The organism is Streptomyces sp. NPDC003038 (assembly GCF_040611115.1).
Taxonomy (GTDB): Bacteria; Actinomycetota; Actinomycetes; order Streptomycetales; family Streptomycetaceae; genus Streptomyces.
The window spans coordinates 16,674-39,729 of sequence record NZ_JBEXNN010000024.1 but is presented as its reverse complement, the minus strand read 5'-3'; the positions used below and the strand labels follow the sequence as shown (position 1 = coordinate 39,729).

Annotated in this window: 28 protein-coding genes; 11 read left to right on the top strand and 17 right to left on the bottom strand. The window is 72.1% G+C overall.

The window, feature by feature from the left end:
* Nucleotides 1-108 precede the first annotated feature (108 nt).
* The 4 genes from ABZX75_RS25485 to ABZX75_RS25470 form a co-directional block, all read right to left on the bottom strand.
* Nucleotides 109-1,113 carry an AraC family transcriptional regulator gene (locus tag ABZX75_RS25485; protein ID WP_355414357.1) on the bottom strand — a complete coding sequence of 335 codons (1,005 nt, stop codon included), beginning with the start codon at nucleotides 1,111-1,113 and terminating at the stop codon, nucleotides 109-111.
* Between the two features lie 96 nt (nucleotides 1,114-1,209).
* Complete coding sequence (locus tag ABZX75_RS25480; RefSeq protein ID WP_355414355.1) at nucleotides 1,210-1,335, bottom strand: hypothetical protein; 126 nt, start codon at nucleotides 1,333-1,335, stop codon at nucleotides 1,210-1,212.
* Nucleotides 1,336-1,387: 52 nt separating this feature from the next.
* Entirely contained in the window at nucleotides 1,388-2,203 is an 816-nt protein-coding gene (locus ABZX75_RS25475) for an alpha/beta hydrolase (RefSeq protein WP_355414353.1), read from the bottom strand.
* A gap of 38 nt (nucleotides 2,204-2,241) precedes the next feature.
* Complete coding sequence (locus ABZX75_RS25470; RefSeq protein ID WP_355414351.1) at nucleotides 2,242-2,415, bottom strand: hypothetical protein; 174 nt, start codon at nucleotides 2,413-2,415, stop codon at nucleotides 2,242-2,244.
* Between the two features lie 234 nt (nucleotides 2,416-2,649).
* On the opposite strand from ABZX75_RS25470, the gene ABZX75_RS25465 reads away from it, so the two are divergent.
* Both ABZX75_RS25465 and ABZX75_RS25460 read left to right on the top strand, forming a co-directional pair.
* Complete coding sequence (locus ABZX75_RS25465) at nucleotides 2,650-3,921, top strand: DUF1343 domain-containing protein (RefSeq protein WP_355414349.1); 1,272 nt, start codon at nucleotides 2,650-2,652, stop codon at nucleotides 3,919-3,921.
* 157 nt (nucleotides 3,922-4,078) lie between these two features.
* On the top strand, nucleotides 4,079-5,056 hold the full coding sequence (locus tag ABZX75_RS25460) for an endonuclease/exonuclease/phosphatase family protein (RefSeq protein ID WP_355414347.1): 978 nt from the start codon (nucleotides 4,079-4,081) through the stop codon (nucleotides 5,054-5,056).
* 31 nt (nucleotides 5,057-5,087) lie between these two features.
* On the opposite strand, the gene ABZX75_RS25455 is transcribed toward ABZX75_RS25460, so the two are convergent.
* Entirely contained in the window at nucleotides 5,088-5,795 is a 708-nt protein-coding gene (locus ABZX75_RS25455; RefSeq protein ID WP_355414345.1) for a ribonuclease H, read from the bottom strand.
* Nucleotides 5,796-6,052: 257 nt separating this feature from the next.
* Between ABZX75_RS25455 and ABZX75_RS25450 the strand changes: the two genes are divergently transcribed.
* Complete coding sequence (locus ABZX75_RS25450; RefSeq protein ID WP_355414343.1) at nucleotides 6,053-7,852, top strand: Stealth CR1 domain-containing protein; 1,800 nt, start codon at nucleotides 6,053-6,055, stop codon at nucleotides 7,850-7,852.
* Between the two features lie 53 nt (nucleotides 7,853-7,905).
* Here the strand turns inward: ABZX75_RS25450 and ABZX75_RS25445 are convergent, their stop codons facing one another.
* Nucleotides 7,906-9,216: an SH3 domain-containing protein gene (locus ABZX75_RS25445; RefSeq protein ID WP_355414341.1), complete on the bottom strand. Its 1,311-nt coding sequence runs from the start codon at nucleotides 9,214-9,216 to the stop codon at nucleotides 7,906-7,908.
* A gap of 414 nt (nucleotides 9,217-9,630) precedes the next feature.
* Between ABZX75_RS25445 and ABZX75_RS25440 the strand changes: the two genes are divergently transcribed.
* Nucleotides 9,631-10,266: a LysE family transporter gene (locus tag ABZX75_RS25440; protein WP_355414339.1), complete on the top strand. Its 636-nt coding sequence runs from the start codon at nucleotides 9,631-9,633 to the stop codon at nucleotides 10,264-10,266.
* Nucleotides 10,267-10,319: 53 nt separating this feature from the next.
* Nucleotides 10,320-10,646, top strand: a complete 327-nt coding sequence (gene cutA / locus ABZX75_RS25435) for a divalent-cation tolerance protein CutA (protein WP_355414337.1) — start codon at nucleotides 10,320-10,322, stop codon at nucleotides 10,644-10,646.
* A gap of 71 nt (nucleotides 10,647-10,717) precedes the next feature.
* Here the strand turns inward: cutA and ABZX75_RS25430 are convergent, their stop codons facing one another.
* From ABZX75_RS25430 to ABZX75_RS25415, 4 genes are all read right to left on the bottom strand, one after another.
* Nucleotides 10,718-11,866 carry a hypothetical protein gene (locus tag ABZX75_RS25430; protein ID WP_355414335.1) on the bottom strand — a complete coding sequence of 383 codons (1,149 nt, stop codon included), beginning with the start codon at nucleotides 11,864-11,866 and terminating at the stop codon, nucleotides 10,718-10,720.
* 155 nt (nucleotides 11,867-12,021) lie between these two features.
* Nucleotides 12,022-12,216: a hypothetical protein gene (locus ABZX75_RS25425; protein ID WP_355414333.1), complete on the bottom strand. Its 195-nt coding sequence runs from the start codon at nucleotides 12,214-12,216 to the stop codon at nucleotides 12,022-12,024.
* 281 nt (nucleotides 12,217-12,497) lie between these two features.
* Nucleotides 12,498-12,944, bottom strand: a complete 447-nt coding sequence (locus ABZX75_RS25420) for a hypothetical protein (protein WP_355414331.1) — start codon at nucleotides 12,942-12,944, stop codon at nucleotides 12,498-12,500.
* 266 nt (nucleotides 12,945-13,210) lie between these two features.
* Entirely contained in the window at nucleotides 13,211-14,278 is a 1,068-nt protein-coding gene (locus tag ABZX75_RS25415) for an RICIN domain-containing protein (RefSeq protein WP_355414329.1), read from the bottom strand.
* A gap of 330 nt (nucleotides 14,279-14,608) precedes the next feature.
* On the opposite strand from ABZX75_RS25415, the gene ABZX75_RS25410 reads away from it, so the two are divergent.
* From ABZX75_RS25410 to ABZX75_RS25390, 5 genes are all read left to right on the top strand, one after another.
* Nucleotides 14,609-14,824, top strand: coding sequence for a hypothetical protein (locus ABZX75_RS25410; protein ID WP_355414327.1), 216 nt, complete (start codon nucleotides 14,609-14,611; stop codon nucleotides 14,822-14,824).
* Nucleotides 14,825-14,910: 86 nt separating this feature from the next.
* Nucleotides 14,911-15,459, top strand: coding sequence for a MauE/DoxX family redox-associated membrane protein (locus ABZX75_RS25405; RefSeq protein ID WP_355414325.1), 549 nt, complete (start codon nucleotides 14,911-14,913; stop codon nucleotides 15,457-15,459).
* Nucleotides 15,456-16,025 (top strand): S26 family signal peptidase, encoded by a 570-nt coding sequence (locus ABZX75_RS25400; protein ID WP_355414323.1) that lies wholly within the window; start codon nucleotides 15,456-15,458, stop codon nucleotides 16,023-16,025. The genes ABZX75_RS25405 and ABZX75_RS25400 overlap by 4 nt, the downstream gene beginning before the upstream one ends.
* Nucleotides 16,013-16,555: a hypothetical protein gene (locus tag ABZX75_RS25395; RefSeq protein WP_355414321.1), complete on the top strand. Its 543-nt coding sequence runs from the start codon at nucleotides 16,013-16,015 to the stop codon at nucleotides 16,553-16,555. The genes ABZX75_RS25400 and ABZX75_RS25395 overlap by 13 nt, the downstream gene beginning before the upstream one ends.
* Nucleotides 16,552-18,432, top strand: coding sequence for an ABC transporter ATP-binding protein (locus tag ABZX75_RS25390; RefSeq protein WP_355414319.1), 1,881 nt, complete (start codon nucleotides 16,552-16,554; stop codon nucleotides 18,430-18,432). The genes ABZX75_RS25395 and ABZX75_RS25390 overlap by 4 nt, the downstream gene beginning before the upstream one ends.
* A gap of 3 nt (nucleotides 18,433-18,435) precedes the next feature.
* Here ABZX75_RS25390 and ABZX75_RS25385 read toward each other — a convergent pair whose 3' ends face one another.
* Complete coding sequence (locus tag ABZX75_RS25385) at nucleotides 18,436-18,684, bottom strand: hypothetical protein (protein WP_355414317.1); 249 nt, start codon at nucleotides 18,682-18,684, stop codon at nucleotides 18,436-18,438.
* A gap of 167 nt (nucleotides 18,685-18,851) precedes the next feature.
* Entirely contained in the window at nucleotides 18,852-19,361 is a 510-nt protein-coding gene (locus tag ABZX75_RS25380) for a hypothetical protein (RefSeq protein ID WP_355414315.1), read from the bottom strand.
* 336 nt (nucleotides 19,362-19,697) lie between these two features.
* On the opposite strand from ABZX75_RS25380, the gene ABZX75_RS25375 reads away from it, so the two are divergent.
* On the top strand, nucleotides 19,698-20,072 hold the full coding sequence (locus tag ABZX75_RS25375) for a toxin Doc (RefSeq protein ID WP_355414313.1): 375 nt from the start codon (nucleotides 19,698-19,700) through the stop codon (nucleotides 20,070-20,072).
* Nucleotides 20,073-20,090: 18 nt separating this feature from the next.
* Here the strand turns inward: ABZX75_RS25375 and ABZX75_RS25370 are convergent, their stop codons facing one another.
* The 5 genes from ABZX75_RS25370 to ABZX75_RS25350 all read right to left on the bottom strand — a co-directional run bounded on the left by ABZX75_RS25370 (nucleotide 20,091) and on the right by ABZX75_RS25350 (nucleotide 23,032).
* A complete protein-coding gene (locus tag ABZX75_RS25370; protein WP_355414446.1) occupies nucleotides 20,091-20,477 on the bottom strand; it encodes a hypothetical protein in 387 nt (128 codons plus the stop codon).
* A 313-nt stretch (nucleotides 20,478-20,790) separates the two neighbouring features.
* On the bottom strand, nucleotides 20,791-21,729 hold the full coding sequence (locus tag ABZX75_RS25365; RefSeq protein WP_355414311.1) for a MurR/RpiR family transcriptional regulator: 939 nt from the start codon (nucleotides 21,727-21,729) through the stop codon (nucleotides 20,791-20,793).
* Nucleotides 21,730-21,933: 204 nt separating this feature from the next.
* Nucleotides 21,934-22,266 (bottom strand): TcmI family type II polyketide cyclase, encoded by a 333-nt coding sequence (locus ABZX75_RS25360; protein ID WP_355414309.1) that lies wholly within the window; start codon nucleotides 22,264-22,266, stop codon nucleotides 21,934-21,936.
* A gap of 30 nt (nucleotides 22,267-22,296) precedes the next feature.
* Nucleotides 22,297-22,776: an SRPBCC family protein gene (locus tag ABZX75_RS25355; protein ID WP_355414307.1), complete on the bottom strand. Its 480-nt coding sequence runs from the start codon at nucleotides 22,774-22,776 to the stop codon at nucleotides 22,297-22,299.
* A 1-nt stretch (nucleotide 22,777) separates the two neighbouring features.
* Nucleotides 22,778-23,032 (bottom strand): acyl carrier protein, encoded by a 255-nt coding sequence (locus tag ABZX75_RS25350; protein ID WP_355414305.1) that lies wholly within the window; start codon nucleotides 23,030-23,032, stop codon nucleotides 22,778-22,780.
* Nucleotides 23,033-23,056 lie beyond the last annotated feature (24 nt).

Sequence of the window (23,056 nt, the reverse complement as noted above, 5' to 3'; positions counted from 1 at the left end):
TCCGGGCCGGCCGGACCACAGCATGTCCTCGACGTGAGCCCTGCGGCTATCCATTTTCGGCGGAGTGCGGACCCTTTTCCGGATAGCGGGGCGGCCGGGGCTTCGGCTTCACTGGTCTCGGCGGGCGTTGCGCATCGTCTGCGAGGGGGTCTCCCCGTAGGCCTCGCTGTAATGGCCGGTGAATCGGCCCAGGTGGGTGAAGCCCCAGCGCAGGGCGACATCGGTGACGGTCTGCGACGTACGGCCGTCGGCGGTCGCGAGGAGGTCACGGCGGGCGCGGTCGAGCCGCACACCGCGCAGATACGCCAAGGGCGTGGTGTTCAGGTGTGAGCGGAAGCCCTCTCTCAGGCTCCGTACGCTCACCCGGGCGGCCTGCGCCATATCGGCTACCGATATGGGTTCCCCGGCGTGTTCGGCGCAGAAGTCCGCGGCGCGGCGTACGGCGGCCGGCAGGGCCGCGGGGCCGTGGCCTGCCACCGCGTCGCTGAGTACGTGGGGTTGTGCGTCCAGCAGGCCGTTGACGACGAGCTGCTCGAAGTGCCGTACCGCCAGCGGTGAACAGGCGGCGAGGCCGGAGCCGGCGAACTCGGCGAAGTGCTTCACCACACCCAGCCACGCCTTCACCGGCTCCGCCCGGCCATCGAGGACGGGGGCGAAGTCCAGGGGCCTTCGCGGCACGTCGCCGAGCCGGACGGAAAGGGCCTCGTCGACCAACCGGCGCGGAATGACGAGGACCCGGTTCACACTGTCCTCGTTCCAGCGCATCGACAGCTGCTGCCCCGGTCCCACGATGCTGAGCGGGGAGGAGAGCGTCTTGCCGTTCACGGTGACGGCGCCGTCGCCCGCGAGCGGAACATGGATGTTGTAGAAATCCAGCGGCGCGCCGGGCATGACTTCGACCTCGGCGCCGTACCCCAACTCGTACAGGCCGAGCGCCCCTTCATGGGAGCAGCGGAACCGGCCGTTGAGCGCGTGGTCGGCCAGGACCGACAGCCGGTTAGGGGCGAACCGCGTGCTGATCAGGTGGTGCAGCTCTTCGACGTCGCTGCCCCGGAAGAGGAGGCCCCGGTCCCCCGTCGCCTCCTGCGGACCGACTGTGCTGGTGTCAGACATGTGCATGTACCTCACGCCGGGCTACGGCTTCTTCGGACCGAGCATGTCGAGAGCCGAGCCCATCTCCCGAGCATCCGGGTCCCGGTCTCGTCCTCGTCAGAACGCGTCGCGGGCCGTCTCGCGGTGGTCGGCAAGCCGTTCGTGCGGGGCCGCGAGTGTGGCGAGCGGATCGTCCCGTGGGACGGGCATCCGTACGGCGCGGCCGTGGCCATCTCCTCGCACGCCCTTGCTTATCCTACTGTGTTGACGCACCGCAAATCGGTTGCCGTGGTCGTCAGGACCCGGGCCGGGTCACGAACCGCGCGATGCGTTCCCCCCACGTGAGGATGTCGGCGCGCGTGCGCGAGACGTGCAACTCGGCGTCCGGCAGCGACTCGGCCAGCGTGGCAGCCGTCGACAGGGGGTGGCCCGGGTCATCCGGCCACGCCAGGATCAACGCGGGCCGGCGCAGCGCGGCGATCTCGGCGGGCGGGGGCAGGTCGGAGCGTGCCAGGCCGCGCAGGAGGGACGGGAGGACCCGCTCGGGGGGCGTCGGCGGGACCGGCGGGACATCGGCCACGACCGCGGGGGGCGGCTGCTTCCCCTTGGCGGCAAGCCAGGCGCCGGCTCCTTCTCGTTCGATGGTGTCAGCTGACGCCCTGTTGGTCCGCGCGTACGCTCCGCGCGTCGTCCACGCCGTGGGCGGGATGAGCAGGACCAGCCGGGAGAACCGGTCGGGCGCCCGGACGGCGGCGTGCAGGACGGTGCCGCATCCCATCGACGCACCCATCGCGTCGACGGGCGCGACGGCGCCCAGGTGATCGAGGAGGGCCAGCAGATCGTCGGCGAGTGAGCCGTACGTGTAGTCGGTGTCCACGGGCTCGCCGGTGGACCGGCCGTGCGCCCGGGCGTCGTAGCGGACCAGGCGCCGCCCCGCGTCCAGGACCGGCGCCCAGTCGAACAGGCCCATCCGGTCCTCGGCGGCCTGGCTGACGAACCCGCCGTGCGCGTACAGGGCGAGGGGCCCCGCACCGGCGTCGTCGTACACCAGCTCGGCCCGGCGATGGCGGAAGCGGCCTTCCACGACGGCGTGCGTGCCCAGGGTCCTCATGGCCGCGCGCTCCTCTCGGCACCCGTGCGCGGACCCCTTCAGGTCTTGTCCTGGGCCAGGATCCGGTCGGCGATGGAATGCGGGCAGGCCGCGGTGTGCCAGGTGACCGAGACCGAACCCTGTTCGACCCAGAGGGTCCGGACGCCTCCGTCCTCGGGTCTGGCTTTGCAGAAGGAGCAGATGACGGTCTCCGACCGGAAGAGATCAAACATGGCCGGTGTCCTTTTCTCCAGGAAGCGTTCGCACACCAGATAGTCCAGAACTATCAAATCCGGCACCATCCGGCTGCAGTACCCGCAAGTACACACCAGACCATGCCCTCTTCCCGCCGACCACGACACGGTCCGGCAGGTCCGGGCACGCGCGGCCCGGCGTCGGCGCGACGGCGCGACGGCTGGCGTGTCACCGCGACGACACACCGTACGCAGTGGCTACGTTGCGTACTCATGACTTCTCGGAGGGCTTTCCTCACCACCTCTGCCGCGGCCACCGTCGCCGCAGCGCTGCCCGCGGCACCGGCGGCCGCCGCCGATCCGGCCGGCCATCACCGGGCGGCTACACCGGTGCGTCCGGGCTTCGAGCGGCTCGCCGCGGACGGGTACCGCGCCCTGGCGGGCCAGCGGGTCGGTGTGTTGACGAACATGAGCGGCGTCACCCGCGACTGCAAGGGGATCGTCGACGTGATGCACGGCGACGAGCGGGTGAAGGTGACCGCCATCTTCACCGGCGAGCACGGCTACCGCGGCACCCCGCAGGCCGGTCTCTCCGAAGGCGACACCACCGACGCACCCACCGGTCTGCCCGTTTTCGACACGTACCTGCGCAGCGGCAAGGTGCTGGCGGAGGTGATCGAGCGGTCGGGGGTCGACACGGTCGTCTACGACTTCCAGGACTGCGGGGCCCGTTTCTACACCTGCACGTGGACCCTCTACGACGCCATGGTCGCGGCCGCGATGGCCGGACGCCGGTTCGTCGTCCTCGACCGGCCCAACCCCGTCGCCGGTCTGCGCGCCCTGGGCCCGGTCCTGAACAAGAAGTACGCCACCTTCGTCGGCCGCGAACCGATCGCGCAAGCCCACGGGATGACGCCCGGCGAGCTCGCGCTGCTCTTCAACGAGCAGTTCCTCCCCGGCGCCGCCGGCCGCCGCGTCGAGCTGGAGGTCGTGCCCCTCACGGGCTGGCGGCGCCGCGACTTCTACGATTCCACCGGCCTGCCGTGGGTCCCGCCGAGCCCGAACATGGCCACCCCCGCGACCGCCCTCGTCTACTCGGGGACCTGTCTCTTCGAAGGCACCAACATGTCCGAGGGCCGCGGCACCGTCCAGCCCTTCGAACTCCTCGGCGCCCCGGGCGTCGACGGCCGCTGGGCCGCCGCCGCCAACAGCCTCGGCCTTCCCGGGGCACACTTCCGCGAGGCGTACTACAAGCCCACCTTCTCCAAGTACAGCGGCAAGATCGTCGGCGGACTCCAGATCCACGTCCACGACCGCACCGCCTACGACCCCGTACGCACCGCCGTCGCCCTCCTCGTCACCGCCAAGGCGACCTGGAAGGACTTCGCCTGGCGGCCCGACCACTTCATCGACAAACTCTCGGGATCCGACCGCCTGCGCACCATGATCGACAAGGGCGCCGGCCTCGACGACATCACCGCTTCCTGGCAGGACGAGCTGGCCGCCTTCGACACCGTCCGCCGCGCGCACCTCCTCTACGGCTGACGGGCGGGAGGCCGACGCGGTCCGGGGCGGCAGCGTGTTCCTCCCGGTCCCGGGCTCCCGGGAGGGAACCCGACCACCCTGTCGTGCGTCGTATCGGACAGCGTCGTGCTCATGTCTGCGGGACGAGGACGGGTCCGAGACAGATGGGTGGGGCGGGATGGAGCGGGAGAACGGCGATGCCGCGCGGGAGCCGAGGAGCGGGTGGTCCGGCTGGGCACGGGGGCGGGTACTCGCGTCGTCGGCCGTGCTCACCGCGTGCCTGCTGGCGTTCCACTCCGCCGTGCCCAACACCGCGGGCCGCCTCGGCAGCCTGCTGGAGGCCTTCCTGCCCTGGCTCGGCCTCGCCGTCCCGGTCCTGCTCGTCCTGGCCCTGGTACGCCGCTCGCGCACCGCGCTGGTGGCCCTGCTGCTGCCGGCCGCCGTCTGGGCGTACGTCTTCGGCGGGCTGCTCCTCCCGGACGGACGCGGCCCACACGACGTGACCGCGCTCCAGCACAACGTCAGTGACGAGAACGCCGACCCCGCCGGCACCGCGCGTGCCCTGATCGAAGCCGCACCGGAACTCCTCGCACTGGAGGAGCTCACACCCTCAGCGCTGCCCGTCTACGAGACGACCCTGGCCGCGGACTACCCGTACCACGCGGTCGAAGGCACGGTCGGACTCTGGTCGAAACATCCGCTGACGGACGTCCGGCGGCTGGACATCAAGCCGGAAGGGATCGGCGCGGGCTGGAGCCGCGGGCTGCGGGCCGGCGTGCTTGCGCCACGGGGTGAGATCGCGGTGTACGTCGCCCACCTGCCCTCGGTCCGCATCCGGTGGAGCGGCTTCGATTCCGCTTGGCGGGACGAAAGCGCCGGGCTCCTGGGCGCCGCCATCGCTGCCGAGAAGGTGGACCGGGTGATCCTGCTGGGGGACCTCAACAGCACGGTGGACGACCGCGGGCTGGCTCCGCTCACCTCGCGGCTGAACTCGCCGGAACGGGGTTTCGCCTTCAGTTGGCCCGCGGCCTTCCCCGTCTCCCGGATCGACCAGATCATGACCCGCGCGGCGACCGTCGGCGACGTCCGGACCCTGCCCGCCACCGGCAGCGACCACCTGCCGATCGTGGCCCGCATCCGGTTCGGCTCCTCATGAACGCCGCTCACGGTGCGAGCCCCGGCCGCCGCTACGTCGCGGGGACCTCGGGCACGGAGGCCGCGCAGGCCTGGTGACCCCAGCGGTTCCCGTTCTTGGTGATCAAGTCACCGGCCGCGTACGCCTGACCGCACGGGCAGGTGCCGGGGAACTTCGCCTTGATGGCTCGGGCACCGCCGGCCGGCGCCCCGGACGCCGCCTTCCCCCGCGTACCGGACTTCTGGCGCGACGGCGCGCTGCGGACCGGGGCCGGTACCGGAATCTCCGGGGTCCCCAGGGCCGTGCCGGCGGGCTGCTGGGTGAGGGCGGCGTCGCTGGCGGCCTGGTCGGCGATGGCGTTCAGGTGGTCGCCGTCCTCGCGGTGTGCCGGGACGTAGAGGAACGTCACTTCGCGCTCCGTCAGCAGTCGGTCGATCCCCTCGACGAGTTCCCGGTTGGCGACGGGCTGTCCGGAGGCGGTCTTCCATCCGTTGCGCTTCCAGTTGGGAAGCCATTGCGTGACGGCCTTCATCGCGTACTGGGAGTCCATCCGTACCTGCATGGCCGTCCCGGGAGCGACCGCCTCCAGCAGGCGCTGGAGAGCGGTCAGCTCCCCGACGTTGTTGGTGGCCCGTCCCAGCGGACCGGCTTCCCAACGCTCGGGACGTCCCTCGGAATCGGCGATGACCCACGCCCATCCGGCCGGGCCCGGGTTACCCTTCGCCGCTCCGTCACAGGCGGCAATGATGCGTTCTGACATCCCCCGATCATGCCCCACGAAACCGTGCCCGGATCCCCCGGCCGCCACCTCGCGGCGCCCTCCGAGGAGCCCCCGCGCCGTCGATGCCCTCGATCATGCCTTCCCTCGATCCGGTGACGTCGCACACTTACGTGGGAGATGAACGGCAGGCAAGGCTAGGGTGAAAATCGGCATCCGCACCCTGCCCACCGGGTCACACCTGTGTTCCGTCACCCGGGTGCCTCAGCACGGCACCGTCTCGTGAGGTGACAGACAGCATGCCGCGTCTTTCCCGCATCCCGCTTCCCGCCGCACTGCGCCGCATGGCCCGCGCCGCGCTCCACCGCCCCTCCGGGGTGCCGTCGCAACCGGGACCGCCGCAGAGCGAACGGCTCCGGGAAAAGGGGGCTCCGGCCGAGCGGGCGAGGAACCGCAGGTGCGTTGCGTCCCGCGAGTCCCGCGAGGACGAACTGCTGGAGACCCTGCCCGGCGTGGTCCGCCACCGCGGCCGCCTCGCCCTGGTCCGGGACGACCTGCTGCCGGCCGGTGCCCGGGAGGGGAACCTGCGGGCGGCCGCCGAGGCGCTGGAGGCCGCCGGCATCGCCTACGGTCTCGTCCCCGACGGCGGTCCTGTCCACCGGGTGGCGATCGCTCCGGGCGACCGCCGGCACGCCCTCAAGGCGTGCGCGACCGCCTTCGCCGGTCTGCCGGTCTACGCCCGGCTGCTGGGCGACGGCGGCGACCTGGGCGACGTACTCGCCGAGACGCTGCCGGAAGCCGTCGCCGCCAAGGAGACAGAGCGTCGGCCGGACGCCGCTCCGGCCGACGAGGAGCACGCCCACGTCAAGGTCAAGGGCATCCGCCTCTACCAGCGGGTCGTGACCTCCGGCCGCACCCTGCACTACGGCCCGGAGCTCGGCTGCGACCTGGAATTCTGGGCCCCGTCCGACTCGGGGACGGGCGGCGTCGCGTCTCTGCGCGAGACACCGTACGGCTGGTGGGTGCCCTCCCTCGCGGCCACCACCGCCACCGAGCGCGTCGGCGAGCGCGACTATCCCGTGGTCGACGCCCTCGCCGGCCGGTTCCCCGACGACATCGACTTCCCCATCGACGCCGTGATCACGTGGGTGGATTCGAGCGACCCGGCCTGGCGTCGGCGCCGCGACCTGGCCGCGGCCGCCGTGGACCGTTCGGGCTCACAGGCCGTGGACCGCGCGGAGCACCGCTACCGCGACCGGGGCGAGCTCCGCTACTGCCTGCGCTCCATCGCCGCGCACGCGCCCTGGATCCGGCACGTCTTCCTCGTCACCGACGACCAGACCCCGCACTGGCTGGCCACCGCCCATCCCCGCATCACGGTCGTGGACCACCGGGACCTCTTCGGCGCCCCCGGCGCCCTGCCCGTCTTCAACTCGCACGCCATCGAGAGCCGGCTCCACCGCATCCCGGGCCTGGCCGAGCACTTCCTCTATTTCAACGACGACATCTTCCTCGGCCGGCCGCAGCAGCCGCAGAACTACTTCCTGCCCTCCGGCCTGCCCAAGGTCTTCCACGACCGGCGCGCCGTGCCGCCGAGCGTTCCGGAATCCGATGACGACGTCTTCACCGCCTCACAGCGGACCACCCGGCAGGCCGTCGAGGAGGCTGCCGGACGCACGTACCCGCGGATTCTCGCGCACGCGCCGTACCCGCTGAGCCGCGCGCTGTACACCCGCGTCGAGGAGAGCCTGCCGGGCCGGCTCGACGCTACGGGGCGCTCGGTCTTCCGTAGCGCCACGGACCTCGCCCCGGTCACCCTCGCCGCCCACCTGGCCCTCGCCGAAGGCCGGGCCGTCGAGGGCGAGCTGAACCATGTGTACGTCGCCACCGATCGGAGGGAGGAGATCGAGCGGCTGCCGGACCTGGTCCACGAACGCGCCGCCGACGCGTTCTGCCTCGCCGACGACGCGGGCACCGCGCTCTCGGCGCAGGAGCAGCAGCGCGCGGTCACCGCGTTCCTGGAGGCGTACTTCCCTGTGCCGTCCCCCTACGAAAAGGGGAGGGCGGGGGCGGAGTTCGGCGGGGGCGCGGACGCATGACGCGAAGGCCCCCGCGGCCGTCACGGCTGCGGGGGCCTTCGTCATGCGGTGGGTCAGCAGAACGGCACGCGGTTGAGGTTCTGCGCGTAGCGGGCGGTGATCCAGCCGCGGCCGTCGGCGAGCTTGTACCAGATCGAGTTGCCGTCGACGCTCTGGCCGTTGACCTTGCACTGCAACCGGACCAGGGTGCCGTTCTTGGCCTTCCCGGTCTTCTGGTAGTTCGTGCCGGGCCCGGAGCGGATGCTCAGCCCGTGGCCGTGGCCCGAGGAGAGGATCCGGGCCTTCAGTGCCTTCTTCGGCGTGTGGTGGCCGCCGCACTTCTTGCACCCGCCCGGCGTGCCGGTGTCTCCCTTGGGGCCCTGGGGTCCACGGGGTCCCTGCGGCCCGGCGGGCCCGCGGTCACCCTGAGGCCCCTGAGGTCCGGCCGGGCCGCCGGCGGGTCCGCGGTCACCCTGAGGTCCCCGCGGGCCCTGAGGCCCCTGGGGTCCGGGCGGGCCGCCCGCGGGTCCCCGGTCGCCCCTGGGGCCCTGCGGGCCCCTCGGTCCGACCTGTCCGCGATCGCCCTTCGTGCCCCGGGGACCGCGGTCGCCGCGGTCACCCTTGGGCCCGGCGGGCCCGCGGTCACCGCGGTCGCCCTTGTCGCCCTTGGGACCTCCGGACGGGCCCTGGGGACCCTCGGGGCCTTCCGGACCCTGCGGACCCCGGGGCCCTGCGGGTCCCGCCGGGCCGGTGTCGCCGCGCTCGCCCTGGGGCCCGCGGTCGCCGCGGTCACCGCGGTCGCCCTTCTCGCCCCGGTCTCCCTTGTCGCCCTTGGGCCCGGGCCGGCCGGGCTTTCCGTGGTGGCCGGGCTTCCCCGGGCGGCCGTCGTCGCCCCTGGGGCCGGTGACCGGGGTGGCGACCGCGAACAGCGCGACCGGGCCGGTCCCGATCGCCCACTCGCCGCCGTCCAGCGTCGTGCCCTCCGGCGCGTCCGCGTCCACCCGCAGCGTCACTCCCAGCCGCGTCTGCGCGTTCGCCGGGAAGGAGAAGCCGGCGCGGGTCCCGGCGTCACAGGTCAGCCGACGCGCGTCGGCCGACCGGGTACACGCCACGGAGGCACGATCGCTGTTCCAGTAGAAGCGGGCCTCCGGAAAGCTCGTCCGCTCCGGCGCGGTGACCCGGAAGGTGGAGCTGATGGCCCTGTCCGGCCCGTTGTCTGCAACGATCATGATCCGGCCTGTCCGGCCGGGCGCGATCGAGGGCACGTAGGGCTGGGAGAACCGGATGTTCGCCGAGTCGGCCAGGGCCGGTGCGGCAGGCACCAGACAGGTCGCGGTGACGGCCGCGACGACAAGGGCCGCGGGCGTGCAGCGGAATGATGGCAAGGGTGTTCCTCCGCAAGGGAAGGCGGAACCGGCATGCGGCCGCGGTTCGCGGTCAGCCGGTGGACGAGAAGTCCGCACCAGTTAAAGCCGATCAAGAGCGGCAGCGGTGGGCACCACGCGATCAGCGTCACTCGGTTGCCGGGCACGGCGCCCGGGACGGCCGCCCGCCGCCGGCAACGGACTGCGCGTCAGTTCTGCTCGTACGGGCCGCCGGTGACCGTGAGGGACCCGGGAGCCCCACCGTTTCCGGGCGAACAGCCGGTCCGTAATTGAGTTGTCCGGGCAGCCGCGATGCCCGGAGGATCTGCCCATGACCACGACTACCGCCCTTGCGCCGCTGCCGACCTCCACCGACTCGACGGCGCCGGTCCAGCAGCAGCCCGGCCGACCGCGAAGGCCGACGCTCAAGCGCTCGTGATCACCGCCCTGGTCGCCGGCCTCCTGGCCGGATACGGCATCGCCGTGCCCGTGGGAGCGGTAGGGACCTACCTGGTGGCCCTGACGGCCCGGACGTCTCTGCGGATCGGTGCCTGCGCCGCACTGGGCGTCGCGACCGCAGATGGCCTCTACGCGTTGATCGCCGCGCTGGGAGGATCCACGCTCGCCCCCGCGATCGAACCGGTCATGGTTCCGCTGCGGTGGGTCTCGGCCCTGGTGCTCATCGCGCTGGCGGTCCGCGGCGGCGTGACCGCCCTCAGGCAGTACCGCGCCCGGCCGGCGGAAGAACGGACCGGCGAAGTCCCGCCGAGCCCCGCACGCGCCTACGCGGCCCTGCTCGGGATCACGATGATGAACCCGATGACCGTGATCTACTTCGCGGCGCTCGTGCTCGGCGGCCAGAGCACGGCGGCGGCTCCGGACCTCCTGGAGCAGCTCGTGTTCGTGCTGGCGGCCTTCGCCGCATCGGCCAGCTGGCAGCTGCTCCTCGCCGGTGGCGGGGCGCTGCTGGGCCGGATGCTGACCGGCAGGCGGGGACGCCTGGTCACCGCCGTGGCCTCCAGCGCGCTGATCGCCGTACTCGCCGCTCATCTGCTCGTATCGGCGCCATGAGAAGGGCCGGCCGTCCGGTCCCCGCAGGCGTCGACGCGTCTACGCTCTGCGGCATGACGAACGGTGACTTCATCGTGGTGACCACGACCCATGACGTCGAGGAGAAGGCTCGGACGCTGGCGGCGGACGTGGTGCGCGAGCGCCTGGCGGCCTGCGCGCAGGTGTACCCCGTCAGCTCGGTGTACTGGTGGGAGGGGGAGGTCCGCAGCGGGAGCGAGTGGCGGATCGACTTCAAGACCCGGGCCGGTCTGTCCGACCGGCTGTCGCGGTTCATCACCGAGCACCACGACTACGACACCCCCGAGATCGTCGGCGTTCCCCTGGCCACCGGCAGCGCCGCGTACTTGGACTGGGTGAGCGCCGAAACCGTCCAGGACTGAACGCCATGGGGGGAGGAGCGCCGGACACCCGCGGCCCCTGCGCTGCCCGGGCGCCCGGCGGCGTTTCCGGCTCAGACCAGAGCGTCCTTGTAGGCGATGTTCACCCGGCGGTCGCCCGACACGCCCGAGGCGAAGCCGAAGGTGAGCCGGGGCAGGAAGCTCCCGGGGCGGGCCGGGGCGGGGACCAGCATGATGTTCATGCCCTCCGGCTCCCGGTGTACGAGGCTCTTCAGGGCGCGCGTGAGGAAGCGCTCGTAGACGCCCGTGTTCAGGTCGACCCGGGTGATGTAGGTGGTGCCGACATCCGTCGTGTCGGTCGGCCCGCCGTCGGTGTACTCCGTGCCCTCCAGCATGTACATGTAGGAGCCGTACAGGCAGAAGCCCTGCCTGTCGTACGCCGGCTTCGGCGTCGGCAGATCGGCGAAGTGGTGCAGCGGCGCGCCCAGCGGGGCGCCGACCGCGGTGTCCAGGTCCCAGACCGCGCACTGGAGCTGCTCGTTGCGATTAAAACGCACCAGCAGTCGGCGGTGTTGCATGTCGACGACCGGCCGCGGCGACGTCAGCGTGGTCCCGGCACCCGGAAGCTTGAGCGGATCGGGCGTACGGTCCTTGAAGTTCATGGCCGTACGGTCGGCCGCGTCATCCCAGTGGAAGCTGCGCGGCGACGCGCCGGCAGGAGCTCCCGCGTACTTGATCCGGCACAGCTTGGTGCCGAACCCCGCGTTCTTCGAGTTCGGCTCGGAGTCGTACTCGATCCAGATGTAGGGGGCGGCCCCCGCCGCCGTCGCCTCGATGCCGATCTGGGCACCGTGCCCGAACCCGCGCAGATACATCCGCCCCAGCTTGGTCGAACCGTCCTCGCTCAGCTTGGTGATGGCGATGTCGCCCTCAAGCTTGCGCGTGTCGTACGACACCCCGTCGGCGGGGTTGTACATGACCTGGGAGACGTACCAGTGCTTGTTGATGTGGTCGAAGCCCGCGCATTGCATCACCGTGGGACACCACGCCTGCTCGTGCATGAACAGGGCACTCGCCCCGTCGCTCAGGTCGAAGGCCTTCGACACGGGCAGTGCCGTCGCGAGTGCGGTCCCATCCGTCAGAGTGGTGGCGGCCCGCGCCGCCGAGGCGCCGACACCTCCCAGCACCAGACCGGCCGCGGCGCCGCCGCCGAGCCGTATGAGACCCCTCCGGCTGACCGGCCCCGTACCGAAGTTCCCCATCGTGTTCCCCTCTCGGAAAGATCGTTGAGGAGACAACCTACGCTGCCGCAGAGGCGGATGGACGGCTGGCGGCGGACGGCGGAGGTGGGGCAGCGCATGGTGAAGTGCCGGCCAGGGGCCGGAGGCTCCTCGGTTCCTCGGTTCCTCGGCTCCGACTACGCGGGGGCTCCCGGCTCGAAGCCCGCCAGCATCAGTTCCAGCGCCTCCTGGTCCGGTCCCACGAAGGGGTCGAGGCCCGGCACCGAGCCGAGCATGTCGATGAACCGCGAGGTCAGGCCGGCCGCCGGAGGCAGATGCGTGGACAGGATGGTCTCCGGCTCCATGGTCCGCAGCGGCTCCGCCGTCGCCATTGTGCGTGCTCATGGTGATCTCCACGGCCTGCGAGGGACGGCCTGTCCCTCCATCGTGGCGCTGCCGGGTTGCTGGCGCGCGCCGAAGGGCATGAGGCGCGCCTTTCACCCGAGCCCGCCCCCGGGGCGCGCCGATGCGGATCTTGCGGGGTCCTCTCCCTGACCGTCGAACTTCACGTTCGCGGTCATCTCCGCCATGCTTCCGCGCCCGCCCCGCGACGGCCGGCCTCGACGGCGCGTACTGAGCCGCCCGCCGCGGGGCGGCGTTGTGCGGACGTTCCTTACAGCACGCCCACCAGGCTGGAGACGTACAGGGCGACGATCCCCAGGACGCAGGCGACGACCAGCCAGGAGCGGAGGCTGGTGTGCCGGCCGGTGCGGCGGGCGGTGCGGCGGCGGCGCGGGCTCTTGGGCCGGGCCGGCGCCGGGGCGGAAGGCCCCGGTGCGGTCTCGGCGAGTAGGCGGCGGCAGACCGTCGCCAGCTCGCTCGTACCGGCGGACAGGCGGGCGACCGCCTCCGACCGGGCCGGGGCGGTCGTCCCGCCGTCGAGAATCCGGCCGGCGCGCAGCAGGACCTCGTCCCGGCCGGCGCCGGTGGCCAGGCTGATCCAGCGCTGGACGTGTTCGCCCCGGATGACGACACCGCCCGAGCGGTCGCGGTACACGGTGTGCTCCCGCCACAGTACGTCAGCCAACTCGTCTGCGGTCTCCCGCAGTTGCGCGCTCATCTATGCCCCCGCCTCACCAGTGAATCGAACAAGTAGGGGACTCTAGTGCCAGCGCTGCGGGCGCAGGCGGCGGGGGTACCGATCCGGCGGCGGCCATCACGCCTCGGGGCGGCGGGCGTTCCCTCGTTGTCGGGCGAAAGCTCACCGGGCAGAGCTCCCGGGAACGCCCTGCGGCTCGGCCGGGTGCGGTCACACCGCCCGAAGTGAGGAGCAGCTGCCGCGGCAGCCCGTCCGGGTACGGGGCGTAGGCGGACGTCCCGTACTCCTCACGGCGAAGGGTCGATGAGGAAGATCTGTTCTTCTGCTCCCGGCCGGCAGGCCGACTGCTGGACCGGAGTGCGCAGGCGGGCCTCCTCGGCCGCGACGGTCAGGCACATGCCGGTGTGGGTGGGCATGATGCGGAAGCGATTCGGCCCCCCGCCCGCCGCCCGCTCGATCCGGAATTCGATCCAGTCGTGCGGGGTGCAGTAGTCGTTTCCGGCTCGCGCCCCTTCGTCCTTCGAAGCGCTGACGATCCCCATGCAGCCCATGCCGTGGACCGGGTGTTTGGTTGTGACGGAGAACGTGCCCTTCGCGGCCGGGGCCACCGCGACCGGTGGTGACGCGACCGCGCAGTCGTCAAGGAAGACGGTGCCGTCTCCTTCCGCCCGCTCGGACAGGCACAGACCCGTGCGCGCGGTCCGTATCCGCACATCGCCCCGGGGAACCTGCTCCGCCGCCCCGCTCATGGCGCCGGAGGCGTCCGCGGCTCCGGCCGGCGGGCTCGCCGCACGGGTCGGGGAACCGTTCCACACGTCGGAGAGCCGCGAACCGGCGTCGGTGCGCGGCGGTACGACCTGCTGGACCAGGAGGAGGACGCCGGCCAGTGCGAGTACGGCCCCGGGCACGGCCAGGCGGGCGTTGCGGCGCCACCAGGTGAAGCTCCAACGGCCGGTGGTCCGGCGGCCGGAGGACCACCGGCCGAGTCGTCGTCGGCCGGCCTCCCGATCGGCCACGACGTGGGCCGGGCTCTCGGGGGCGGCCGCGGCGAGGGCGCGGTACGCCGCCATCCACTCCTCGTGCGCCTCGTGCACGCCCTGCGCCTCGGGCGGCCCGTCGAGGCAGACCTTGAGGAAGGCGTCGACCACGTCCGGCCGGGGCAGCGTCTCGCGAGCCAGGACGGCGGCGACGGTGCTACGGGACAGCTGGAGCCCCCATTCGGCGCCCCGCTCCTCGATCTGACGCAGACTCAGCCCCGAGAGCTGTTTGAGGCCTCGCAGCGCCTCGACGAACTCGGCCGCCGAGGTTGCGTCACCCGGTCTCACCACGCGCCCGCGCTCCGTGTCGTCACTCATCGCCCCTCCAACGCACCCTGCCCGCCCGAGTCCCGCAGCGGAACTCTCGCTCGCCACCCGACCGCTCACAAGTTCGCATTACGCCTTCTCGCGCGTTTTCTCGTCGTTTTCCCTTCCCGTCCCGCCGTTCACGGACCGGGTGCCGGTGTCCCGGACAGCCACCGACCAGGCGGGACAGGGGACGTGCCGTCCGGGACACGGCGGACGCGTCGCGAGGACCCGGTGGCCGTGCAAGCGTCTGGTGCCGTGAGGAACGGCCGGTCCGGCGCCTTCGCCGCCAGGCCCACTCGCTCCCCTTGACGCACGCCCACTCCACGAGGAGGAACACGTATGCGTACCCGACTCCAGTCGGTCTGTGACCGTCTGCTGGACACACTGGCTCCCAAGGCGACCGCCTCGGCCGTCAGCTGCTGGCAGTTCGACTACTGCCAGAAGAACGCCTGTGGGACCAACCGGCACCGCCGCCACGAGGTGGACCCCTGTAACGACCGGTTCCGCTCCTGCTGCCCGGGCAGCTGCAGCTACTCCGGTCGGTCCTGCGCCTGACCGACCCCTGAACCGAGTCTCCCGTATCCGGCGCGGCGAGCGCCGCGCCGGATACGGACCTCCCGGCTGAGAGGGCTGCACTCCCGATGGTCTATGTGATCGACACGGGCCGGATTCTGCTCGGCCTCGTCTTCTTCTTCTCCTTCGCCGGCAAGGTGCGCGGACGGGTCGCCTTCCTGGAGTTCCGCGCCGCGGTGGGACAGCTCGCCCCCGCACTGCGGGGTCTGCGCAAGCCCGTGGCGGCCTCGGTGGTGACGGCCGAGGCGGTCACCGTGGCCGCGCTGGCCGTCCCGGCGACCGCCGTGGTGGGCTTCGCGCTGAGCGCCCTCCTGCTGTCGGCGTTCACAGCGGGCCTCGTCGGAGTGCTGCGCCACGGGGTGAGCACTTCCTGCCACTGCTTCGGCTCCGGAAGCGGGCCCGTCGCCCACCGGCACGTGGTGCGCAACGCCCTCCTCGGCCTCGTGGCGCTGACCGGGTTCTGCGCGCACCTGGCCGCACCCGACCGGGCCGTGGCGGATCCGGCCGCGGCCCTGCTGCTGTCGGCCGGCGTGGCGGCGCTGCTGGCCCTGGTCACCATCACGCTCGACCAGCTGGCGGGAGTCTTCGCGTCCGCTCCCGCCGAGGAGACCCGATGACCCGGCCGGGTGGCACCCGCCTCACTGCCGCCCCCGCCGCCCCCGTCGCCGTCGCCGCCGTCGCCGCCGTGGCCGCCGCTGCCTCCGTCGCCCTCACGCTCCACCGCAGGTACGTGGTCGTGACGGTGGCCGGCGCCAGCATGAACCCGACGCTCGCCGACGGCGACCGCGTCCTCGTCCGGCGTACTCCGCTGCACGCGATCCGGGCGGGACGGCTGGTGGTCGCCGTACCGCCGCAGGACGGACGTTGGGGCGGCCGCGTACGGGGCCACCGCCTGCTGATCAAGCGCGCGGCGGCGGTGGCCGGAGACCCGTTGCCGCGCGAGGGCGCGCCCGCCCTCGCCGGTCTCCCGGAGGAACGGGTGCCCCCGGGCCGGGTCGTTCTTCTCGGCGACAACCCGGCCGAAAGCCTGGACTCCCGGTTCTGCGGCTACTTCCGGGCCGATCAGATCGTCGGCGCCGTCGTCCGCCGCATGCCGCGCACCACCTCACAGCCGGACCCGGAGCACCGGGACCGCAACGCGATCCACCGACACGGAAAGGACGTACCGCAATGGCGTATCTGACCGCGGGAGTCGTACTCGTCGGGCTCCTCTGCCTGCTCGATCTGGTGCTGGTCTACGGCGTGATCCGGCGCCTGCGGCAGGCGGAGGCCCCTTCCAAGCGGCCCGACGTCCGTACGGTCGTGCAGGCGGGCGACGTGGTGGCGCCGTTCCGCGCGATCGACACGACGGGCCGGCCGCTGTCCCTGGAGGCCGTGCCGGAGGGGATGACGGTCATGTTCCTCGCCCCCTGGTGCGCCGCCTGCGAGGAGCTGCTGCCGCTGGTGGCCGAGCGGGCCGCCGCGTACGGTCCCGACCGGCTGCTGGCCGTCATCGAGGAGGACCCGAAGGAGGACGCCGGCGCGCTGGAGGAGTACCTGGAGCGGCTCTCCCCCGTGGCGCGGGTGGTCGTGGTCCGCGACGGCGACGAACTGACGGAGGCGTTCGCGGTGACCGGCCTGCCCGCCTACGTCGAGATGGGGGCCGACGGAGTCGTCGCGCGCAGCGGCCGCACCCTGCCCCGCAGGACGGACCGCGTTCAGGTCGGATCGTGACCGACCGGACACCCTTGCGCACCGGTCCTCACGATCCGCCCGCGCTGCGGACGTCCCTCGCGCTCGCGTGGCGCGCGGCGCCCGGCAGCATGCTGGCGCTGGCCGTACTCACCACGGCCGGCTCCGGCGTGCCGGTCGCGGTGGCCTGGCTGACCAGGCTGATCCTGAACCGGCTGGCCGGGGCGGGCGGCGCCGCCCTGCTCGGTCTCGCCGTCGGGCTGGCCGCCCTGGGGCTCGTCGCCGCGGTGGTGACCCCGCTGACCGCGTACGTCGGCAACCAGCTGGACCGTGCGGCGGCCTTCGCCGCCGTGGGCCGCCTCTACACCGCGGTGAACTCCTTCGCCGGACTGTCCCGGCTGGAGAATCCCGCCTTCCAGGACCGGCTGCGAGTGGCCCAGTCGGCGGGCAGCCAGGCCATCGGTGGTGTGGTGGAGGCCCTGCTCGGCATCATCGGCGGCGCGCTCACCGCCGGCGGCTTCATCGTCGCGCTGCATGTACTGAGCCCGACGATGACCGCGATCCTCATCCTGTGTGTGGTGCCGCTCCTCGCGGCCGAGCTGCGGTTGTCACGCCGCCGGGCGCTCGGCGACTGGCGGACCAGCGCCGCCGCGCGGCGGGAGGGCTTCTACGAGATGCTGCTCTCCAGCCTGGACGCCGCGAAGGAGCTCCGGCTCTTCGGCGCGGGCGGCTTCCTGCTCGAGCGCATGCTCACCGCGCGCCGCACCGCCGATGCCGAGCGGCGCACCGTGGACCGGCGCGAGCTGCTGACCCAGGGCGGGCTGGCGCTGCTGGGCGCCGTCGTCTGCGGCGCCGGCCTGGTGTGGGCGGCGCTCGCCGCCCGGCGGGGTGAGCTGACGGTCGGCGATGTCGCGCTGTTCGTCGCGGCGGTCGCCGGAGTGCAGGGCTCGCTGGGCACCCTGGTCCGGTCACTGGCCTCGCTCCACCATCTGCTGATCATCGTGCGCCACTACATCGCGGTCGTCGGGGCCGCCCCGGATCTGCCCGCCCCGGATCTGCCCGCCCCGGCCGGTACACCCGCCCCCGCCCATACACCCGCTCCGGCCGGTGCACCCCTGGCGGCTCTGCCCGCGCTGCGCCGCGGCATCGAGTTCCGAGATGTGTGGTTCCGCTACGACGAGGACCATCCGTGGGTCCTGCGCGGAGTCGACCTCCGCCTTCCGCACGGCGAGGCGGTGGCCCTCGTAGGGCACAACGGCGCGGGAAAGAGCACCCTCGTCAAACTGCTGTGCCGGTTCTACGACCCGACCCGCGGTGCCGTGCTCTGGGACGGTGTGGACATCCGCCGCGTTCCCGTGGCCGAGCTGCGTCGTCGGCTCGGCGCCGTGTTCCAGGACTACATGGAGTACGACCTCACCGCCGCCGAGAACATCGCCATAGGTGACGTACGGGCCATGGACGACCGCCCCCGCCTGCAGGCGGCCGCCCGGACCGCGGACATCGACACCGTGCTCACGGAACTGCCGCGGGGCTACGACACGCTGCTGAGCAGGCTCTTCGCGGACACCCACGAGGACGGCGACGAGACGGGAGCGCTGCTGTCGGGCGGGCAGTGGCAGCGTGTCGCCCTCGCCCGGGCGTTCCTGCGCACGGACCCGGACCTCCTCATCCTGGACGAGCCGAGCTCGGGCCTCGACGCCGAGGCCGAGTACGACATCCACCGGCGGCTCGCGGAGTACCGCAAGGACAGGACCAGCCTGCTCATCTCCCACCGCCTCGGCGCGGTCCGTGAAGCGGACCGGATCGTCGTCCTGTCCGAGGGCCGGATCGTCGAGGAGGGCACTCACGCCGATCTCCTCGAAAGCAACGGCACGTACGCCCGTCTGTTCGCCTTGCAGGCCCGCGGATACCGGGCGTGACCGTCACGGCAGGTCGTCGGTCGGCGGATCGGCCATGTACACGTGAGGTACGTCGGTGTCCCACTCCACCAGCGCCGTGTCGCCGAGGACCACGTCGTCGGGGTCGGGCATCCCGGCCCGCCGCAGGAACTCGATGACGTCCTCGTCCGAGTGGGCCAGACCGAGGGACTCCTCTCCGCTCGCGGTCCGCAGGGTCACCTGCCGGCCTCCCGACGGGTAGATCCGGTGCACGACGACTGGCGCATGACGCATACCACCAGACTCGCCCCCGGGGGCGGACCCGGCACCCCGGGAGCTCGTACCCGTGACCGCCGCTCACGGCCGTCGTTGAACCGTCCGGTCAGCGAAGTGACACCAGGTCCCTGGGTTCTCCGATGTTCCCAGGGACCTGTGACCGCGGCCCGCGTGTGCGCAAGAGCTCAGGGCGTCCGGCCGGTGACCGGGAAGGCGGCGTCGACGGATCCCGGGACGCGGAACATCGAGGGATCGGGGTAGGTGGCCTTCTCGGCCCGTACGACCTCCTCGATCTTCGCCTTGAAGCCGGGCTCGAAGAGGTCGACGTCCAGGAGGAGACGCAGCCCCCGCAGGGTCGGCTCCAGCAGCGGGCGGGCCATCCGGGAGCCGCCGCCCGCGATGCCGATGAATCCCGACCGGGCCATCGCCAGCTTCCCGCTCGCGCGACCCTCTATGCCGGCGGTCGCGTAGCCCACGACCAGTGCCAGTTCCGCGAGGAACCTGCGGGTACCGAGTGCCATCTCCTCGGCGCCCTGGAGCGTCTGGACGGCTCCGCCCGCGACCTTGAAGTCGTCGTTGGTGCGCTTGAGGCCGCGTCCTTCGTACACGGCGAGTGCCTCCTCGAAGAGCCGGCCTGCTTCGTCGACCGCCTTCATCGCCGTCACCAGCTGATCGATGTCGAGCTCCCGCGTCACGCTGCCTCCTGATCCGGAACTGTGCTGCACAGACCGTAGGAGGCAAAGGCTCCGCTACGGAACCCCCTGTGGCAGCGCGATACCGGAAGGTGATCCTAGGGACCACGGAGCGGGAGGGCCGGGCCGCACGCGCGGCCCCCGCGCCGGCCGAACAGCGGGCACCCACGCCCGGGTCCGGCGAACAGCCACCCGGGCCGCGCGCGGGCCCGCATACTCGGAGCATGGCTGACACCACCACCGCCGAGGTCGACACCGACGTCCGCCAACGGCTCGCCGCCGCTGGGCAGAACGAGGCCGGGCCCGCGCGCACCGGCGCCCGGGCGGTGTGAGGCCCGCGTGGAACTGCACATCGACCACCGCTGGCTGTTGGAGCGACAGGAAGCCCTGTTCAAGGACGTGGAGGTGGCCGACCACTCCGCGCTGGCCGCCGCCGTCACGCGGCACCGGGTGAACACCCCCAGCCTCCAGGTGGACAACCCCGACGCCTACTGGCGCGCGGCCGCCCTCCTCGACGCGATCGTCCTGCTCCGCCCGCTCCCCGCCTCCAACGAGTACTTCGCCTACGGAGTCGCCGTCGCCTACATCGAGGCTTGCGGCCAATCCGTGGACGCGCCCTACGAGCAGTGGCGCGAGCTCATCACCGACATCCGCCTGCTGCGCCTCACCGTCTTCGACGTGGCGGACCGCCTGCGCTCCTGGCGGTCCGCGTAGCGACGGCCCAGGCCGGCGTCAGCGCCTGCGCGGGGCCGGGGTGTCGGCCAGAAGCGCGTCCGAGACGAGCCGGACGCCGCGGGCCAGGCGGCTGAGCTGTTCGAGCTCCACGGCGTACATCCTGATCGCGTTCTCGATGACGGACTCGGCCACGCCCAGCATGGGCAGTTCGGCCCGGCTGGTCTGCAACGCCACGCGCACGGCCCGCATCTCGTGCTGCAACTGGAGCTGTACGTGCCGGGAGAGGAGCACGTGATGGCGGGTCAGCGTCAAGTAGCCGCCGTAGCGCGCCGGGAGCAGGTCCCGCAGCCAGCGCGTGGCCGTGCGTTCCCAGTCGTGAGTGCCGGGCGGCTTGACCTGCAAGGGCCAGTCCGGGCTGCGCGTGATGGGGGCCGTCTGCGGCATTCTCGTCACTTCCGAGTGGTGTCGAACTCTGATCGAGACGTGCTGGGGCGGCCTCGGCCCAGGGGTTGACCGAGGCCGCCATGGGCGCTCAGCGGATCCGAAAGCCGGACTCGACACGCGGCCGCGACGTGAGGAGGAGCATCGCGCCGCGTGTCTGTTCTGGGAGGGCGTGGGGATCGCCCTCCCTGGCATCTGGTGGACCCGGAGCGCCGCCGCCAGTAAACATATATACCGTCCAGTACGCAAGCGCATGAAAAATTTCATGCGCGAGAAAACTGAATGCGTCCCTCCGGTGGGCCGGGTCAGCGCCGCCCTACAGGAAGAAGCCGTGCTGGTCGGCGACCTGCTCGTACCCCTCGAGCCGCGCCTGAGTCCGTTCGGGGTCCGCGTCGGCCATGGCCTGCAGCAGAGCCGCGGACAGCATTCCGGGGGCCGCGTAGGAGTCGAACACGAGGCGTGAGCCGGTACCCGCGGTGAGCGACACGTCCGCCTCGTCGACCAGCGGCCCGAGTGTCGGATCCGTGATCAGTACGACGCGCAGCCCCGTACTGCGGGCCGCTCGGAGGGCGGCCAGGGTCTCCTTGGCGTGCCGCGGCATGGCGAAGGCCAGGACCCAGGTGCCGCCCGCCGCCCGGGACTGCAGCAGCGCGTCGTAGGCCACGCTGCCGCCGCGGGTCACCAGGCGTACGTCGGGGTGGATGCGCCGGGCCGCGTAGGCGAAGTACTCCGCCAGGGAGACCGAGATGCGCAGTCCGAGAACGGTCAGCGGCACCGAGGCGGCCAGCTCGCGGCCGATGTCCAGCACCTGGTTGGTGTCGGCGAGCAGCCGGCGTACCTTCTCCAGGTTCTCGATCTCGGCGTCGACCGCCGTCTGGAGCTCGTTGCGGCGGATCTCCTCACGGCTGTCCGGGGAGCCGGCGACCGCGCTCAGCGCGATCGGCTGGAGCACCTCCCGCAGGGCCGGGTAGCCGCTGAAGCCCAGGGACGCGGCGAAGCGGGTCACGGAGGGCTGGCTCACGCCGACCCGTTCGGCGAGCTCGGTGATCGAGAGGAACGCGGCCTCGGTGAGGTGGTCGATCAGGTACTGGGCGATGCGCCGCTGCCCCGGGGACAGCCGGTGGCCGTCGAAGAGGGCGAGGAGCCGGTCGGCCGGCGCGAGGAGCTTGTCGACCGGGGCACTGCCCGGATCCGACGGTTGCCCGCTCGGCGTGATCGCGGCCGCCTGGGCGCGTGCCTGCTGCCCCGATGACACCGGAGGGCCTCCTTCTCATGTCACTCGTGTTCAAACATAGCTCACCCCATGTGGCCGACCGGCCGGTCCGGCGACGCTCTCGGCGGCGCGAACGCGGACCGGACGCCGCGCCGGATGCCGCGCCGGACACGGGGCCGGACACCGGGCCGGACGCGCGGCGGGACCCGCACACACCGTGTGCGGGTCCCGGCCGGGCCGCTCGGGTCACCCCTTGCCGGGCCTCTCCCAGCGGTAGAACTCGTGGGCCATCGCGTCCTGCGGACTGCGCCAGGTGTCCGGGTCGTGCGGGCTGATGTACGCGGTGAGCCGGTCGCTGAGGTCCCGGAAGGCCGGGTGGTCGGTGACCTGCGCGATGGCGGGTCCCGGTGGCCTGTCGGAATCGATGAGGTGGAGGTACACGTCGCCGAACTGGAACAGGCTGCGGCGGGTGACCCCGACCAGGTGCGGGAGCTCCCCCGCATCCGAGGCGGCGAAGAGGTCGGCGACGTTCGGTGCCGATCCGGGCGCCATACGGGCGACGATCAGAGCGCGGTGCATGTGGTGCCTCCGGGGTGCTTGCCTTTCGTGTCAGATACGGCTGACCGCGGGGGCGCGGTTCTCGCGCTCGCGCTGCTCGATCTTGTCCCGGATGAGGGCCATCTGGACCTTGGAGTTGCGGTTGATGTTGTCGGTCATCCACGCGTCGTCGACCGGCGCGTCCGGCTTCATCGCGAAGTCCTGCGTCCACTTCATCCGGGTGCCGCCGGGAACTTCGAAGTACTGCCAGTGGATGTCCATGTGCGCGAAGGGGCCGGTCTCGACCCGCCGCGCCCGTACCGTCAGGGCCGGGCGGTCGGTGGTCCGCTCCGAGACCCAGCTCCACACCGTGCCGTTCTCGTCGGGGTGCATGGTCAGGCGGAACCGGGTGGTGTCCCCCTCCTGCGCGAGGATCTCCACCGACGCGTACTCACTGAACAGCTGTGGCCAGTTCGGAAGGTCGTTGGTCATGTCCCACACGACGTCCACGGGCGCGTTGACGGTGATCTCGTTCTCGGTGTGTCCTGGCATCTCAGGCTCCTGTCATGAGGCTGTTGTTGACGAGGTCGAGGAACTCTCGGGGGGTCTTGCAGCGGTCGGCGTCGGCCGGCAGTGCCCGGCCGCGCCGGTTCTCCAGCTCCCCGACGATGCCGAGCAGGCCCAGCGAATCGAGGCCGTAGTCGTCGAAGGCGGATTCCGGACGGTTCGCCATCTCGGCGGGGTCGACGGTGATGCCGGCGCTCTTCATCAGGGCGGCCAGCTCCTCCATGGTCAGTCGGTCCGACATGGTGGCTTCTCTCTTCCTACGAGG

What these genes read in the sequence shown, in the direction of transcription:
- ABZX75_RS25455 (WP_355414345.1), bottom strand. Translation starts at nt 5,795, where the DNA reads ATGTCAGAACGCATCATTGCCGCCTGTGACGGAGCGGCGAAGGGTAAC.
- ABZX75_RS25410 (WP_355414327.1), top strand. Translation starts at nt 14,609, where the DNA reads ATGCGTACCCGACTCCAGTCGGTCTGTGACCGTCTGCTGGACACACTG.
- ABZX75_RS25355 (WP_355414307.1), bottom strand. Translation starts at nt 22,776, where the DNA reads ATGCCAGGACACACCGAGAACGAGATCACCGTCAACGCGCCCGTGGAC.
- ABZX75_RS25450 (WP_355414343.1), top strand. Translation starts at nt 6,053, where the DNA reads ATGCCGCGTCTTTCCCGCATCCCGCTTCCCGCCGCACTGCGCCGCATG.
- ABZX75_RS25420 (WP_355414331.1), bottom strand. Translation starts at nt 12,944, where the DNA reads ATGAGCGCGCAACTGCGGGAGACCGCAGACGAGTTGGCTGACGTACTG.
- ABZX75_RS25400 (WP_355414323.1), top strand. Translation starts at nt 15,456, where the DNA reads ATGACCCGGCCGGGTGGCACCCGCCTCACTGCCGCCCCCGCCGCCCCC.
- ABZX75_RS25415 (WP_355414329.1), bottom strand. Translation starts at nt 14,278, where the DNA reads ATGAGTGACGACACGGAGCGCGGGCGCGTGGTGAGACCGGGTGACGCA.
- ABZX75_RS25485 (WP_355414357.1), bottom strand. Translation starts at nt 1,113, where the DNA reads ATGTCTGACACCAGCACAGTCGGTCCGCAGGAGGCGACGGGGGACCGG.
- ABZX75_RS25475 (WP_355414353.1), bottom strand. Translation starts at nt 2,203, where the DNA reads ATGAGGACCCTGGGCACGCACGCCGTCGTGGAAGGCCGCTTCCGCCAT.
- ABZX75_RS25395 (WP_355414321.1), top strand. Translation starts at nt 16,013, where the DNA reads ATGGCGTATCTGACCGCGGGAGTCGTACTCGTCGGGCTCCTCTGCCTG.
- ABZX75_RS25465 (WP_355414349.1), top strand. Translation starts at nt 2,650, where the DNA reads ATGACTTCTCGGAGGGCTTTCCTCACCACCTCTGCCGCGGCCACCGTC.
- ABZX75_RS25385 (WP_355414317.1), bottom strand. Translation starts at nt 18,684, where the DNA reads ATGCGTCATGCGCCAGTCGTCGTGCACCGGATCTACCCGTCGGGAGGC.
- ABZX75_RS25425 (WP_355414333.1), bottom strand. Translation starts at nt 12,216, where the DNA reads ATGGCGACGGCGGAGCCGCTGCGGACCATGGAGCCGGAGACCATCCTG.
- ABZX75_RS25470 (WP_355414351.1), bottom strand. Translation starts at nt 2,415, where the DNA reads ATGTTTGATCTCTTCCGGTCGGAGACCGTCATCTGCTCCTTCTGCAAA.
- ABZX75_RS25360 (WP_355414309.1), bottom strand. Translation starts at nt 22,266, where the DNA reads ATGCACCGCGCTCTGATCGTCGCCCGTATGGCGCCCGGATCGGCACCG.
- ABZX75_RS25460 (WP_355414347.1), top strand. Translation starts at nt 4,079, where the DNA reads ATGGAGCGGGAGAACGGCGATGCCGCGCGGGAGCCGAGGAGCGGGTGG.
- ABZX75_RS25430 (WP_355414335.1), bottom strand. Translation starts at nt 11,866, where the DNA reads ATGGGGAACTTCGGTACGGGGCCGGTCAGCCGGAGGGGTCTCATACGG.
- ABZX75_RS25350 (WP_355414305.1), bottom strand. Translation starts at nt 23,032, where the DNA reads ATGTCGGACCGACTGACCATGGAGGAGCTGGCCGCCCTGATGAAGAGC.
- cutA (WP_355414337.1), top strand. Translation starts at nt 10,320, where the DNA reads ATGACGAACGGTGACTTCATCGTGGTGACCACGACCCATGACGTCGAG.
- ABZX75_RS25405 (WP_355414325.1), top strand. Translation starts at nt 14,911, where the DNA reads ATGGTCTATGTGATCGACACGGGCCGGATTCTGCTCGGCCTCGTCTTC.
- ABZX75_RS25370 (WP_355414446.1), bottom strand. Translation starts at nt 20,477, where the DNA reads ATGCCGCAGACGGCCCCCATCACGCGCAGCCCGGACTGGCCCTTGCAG.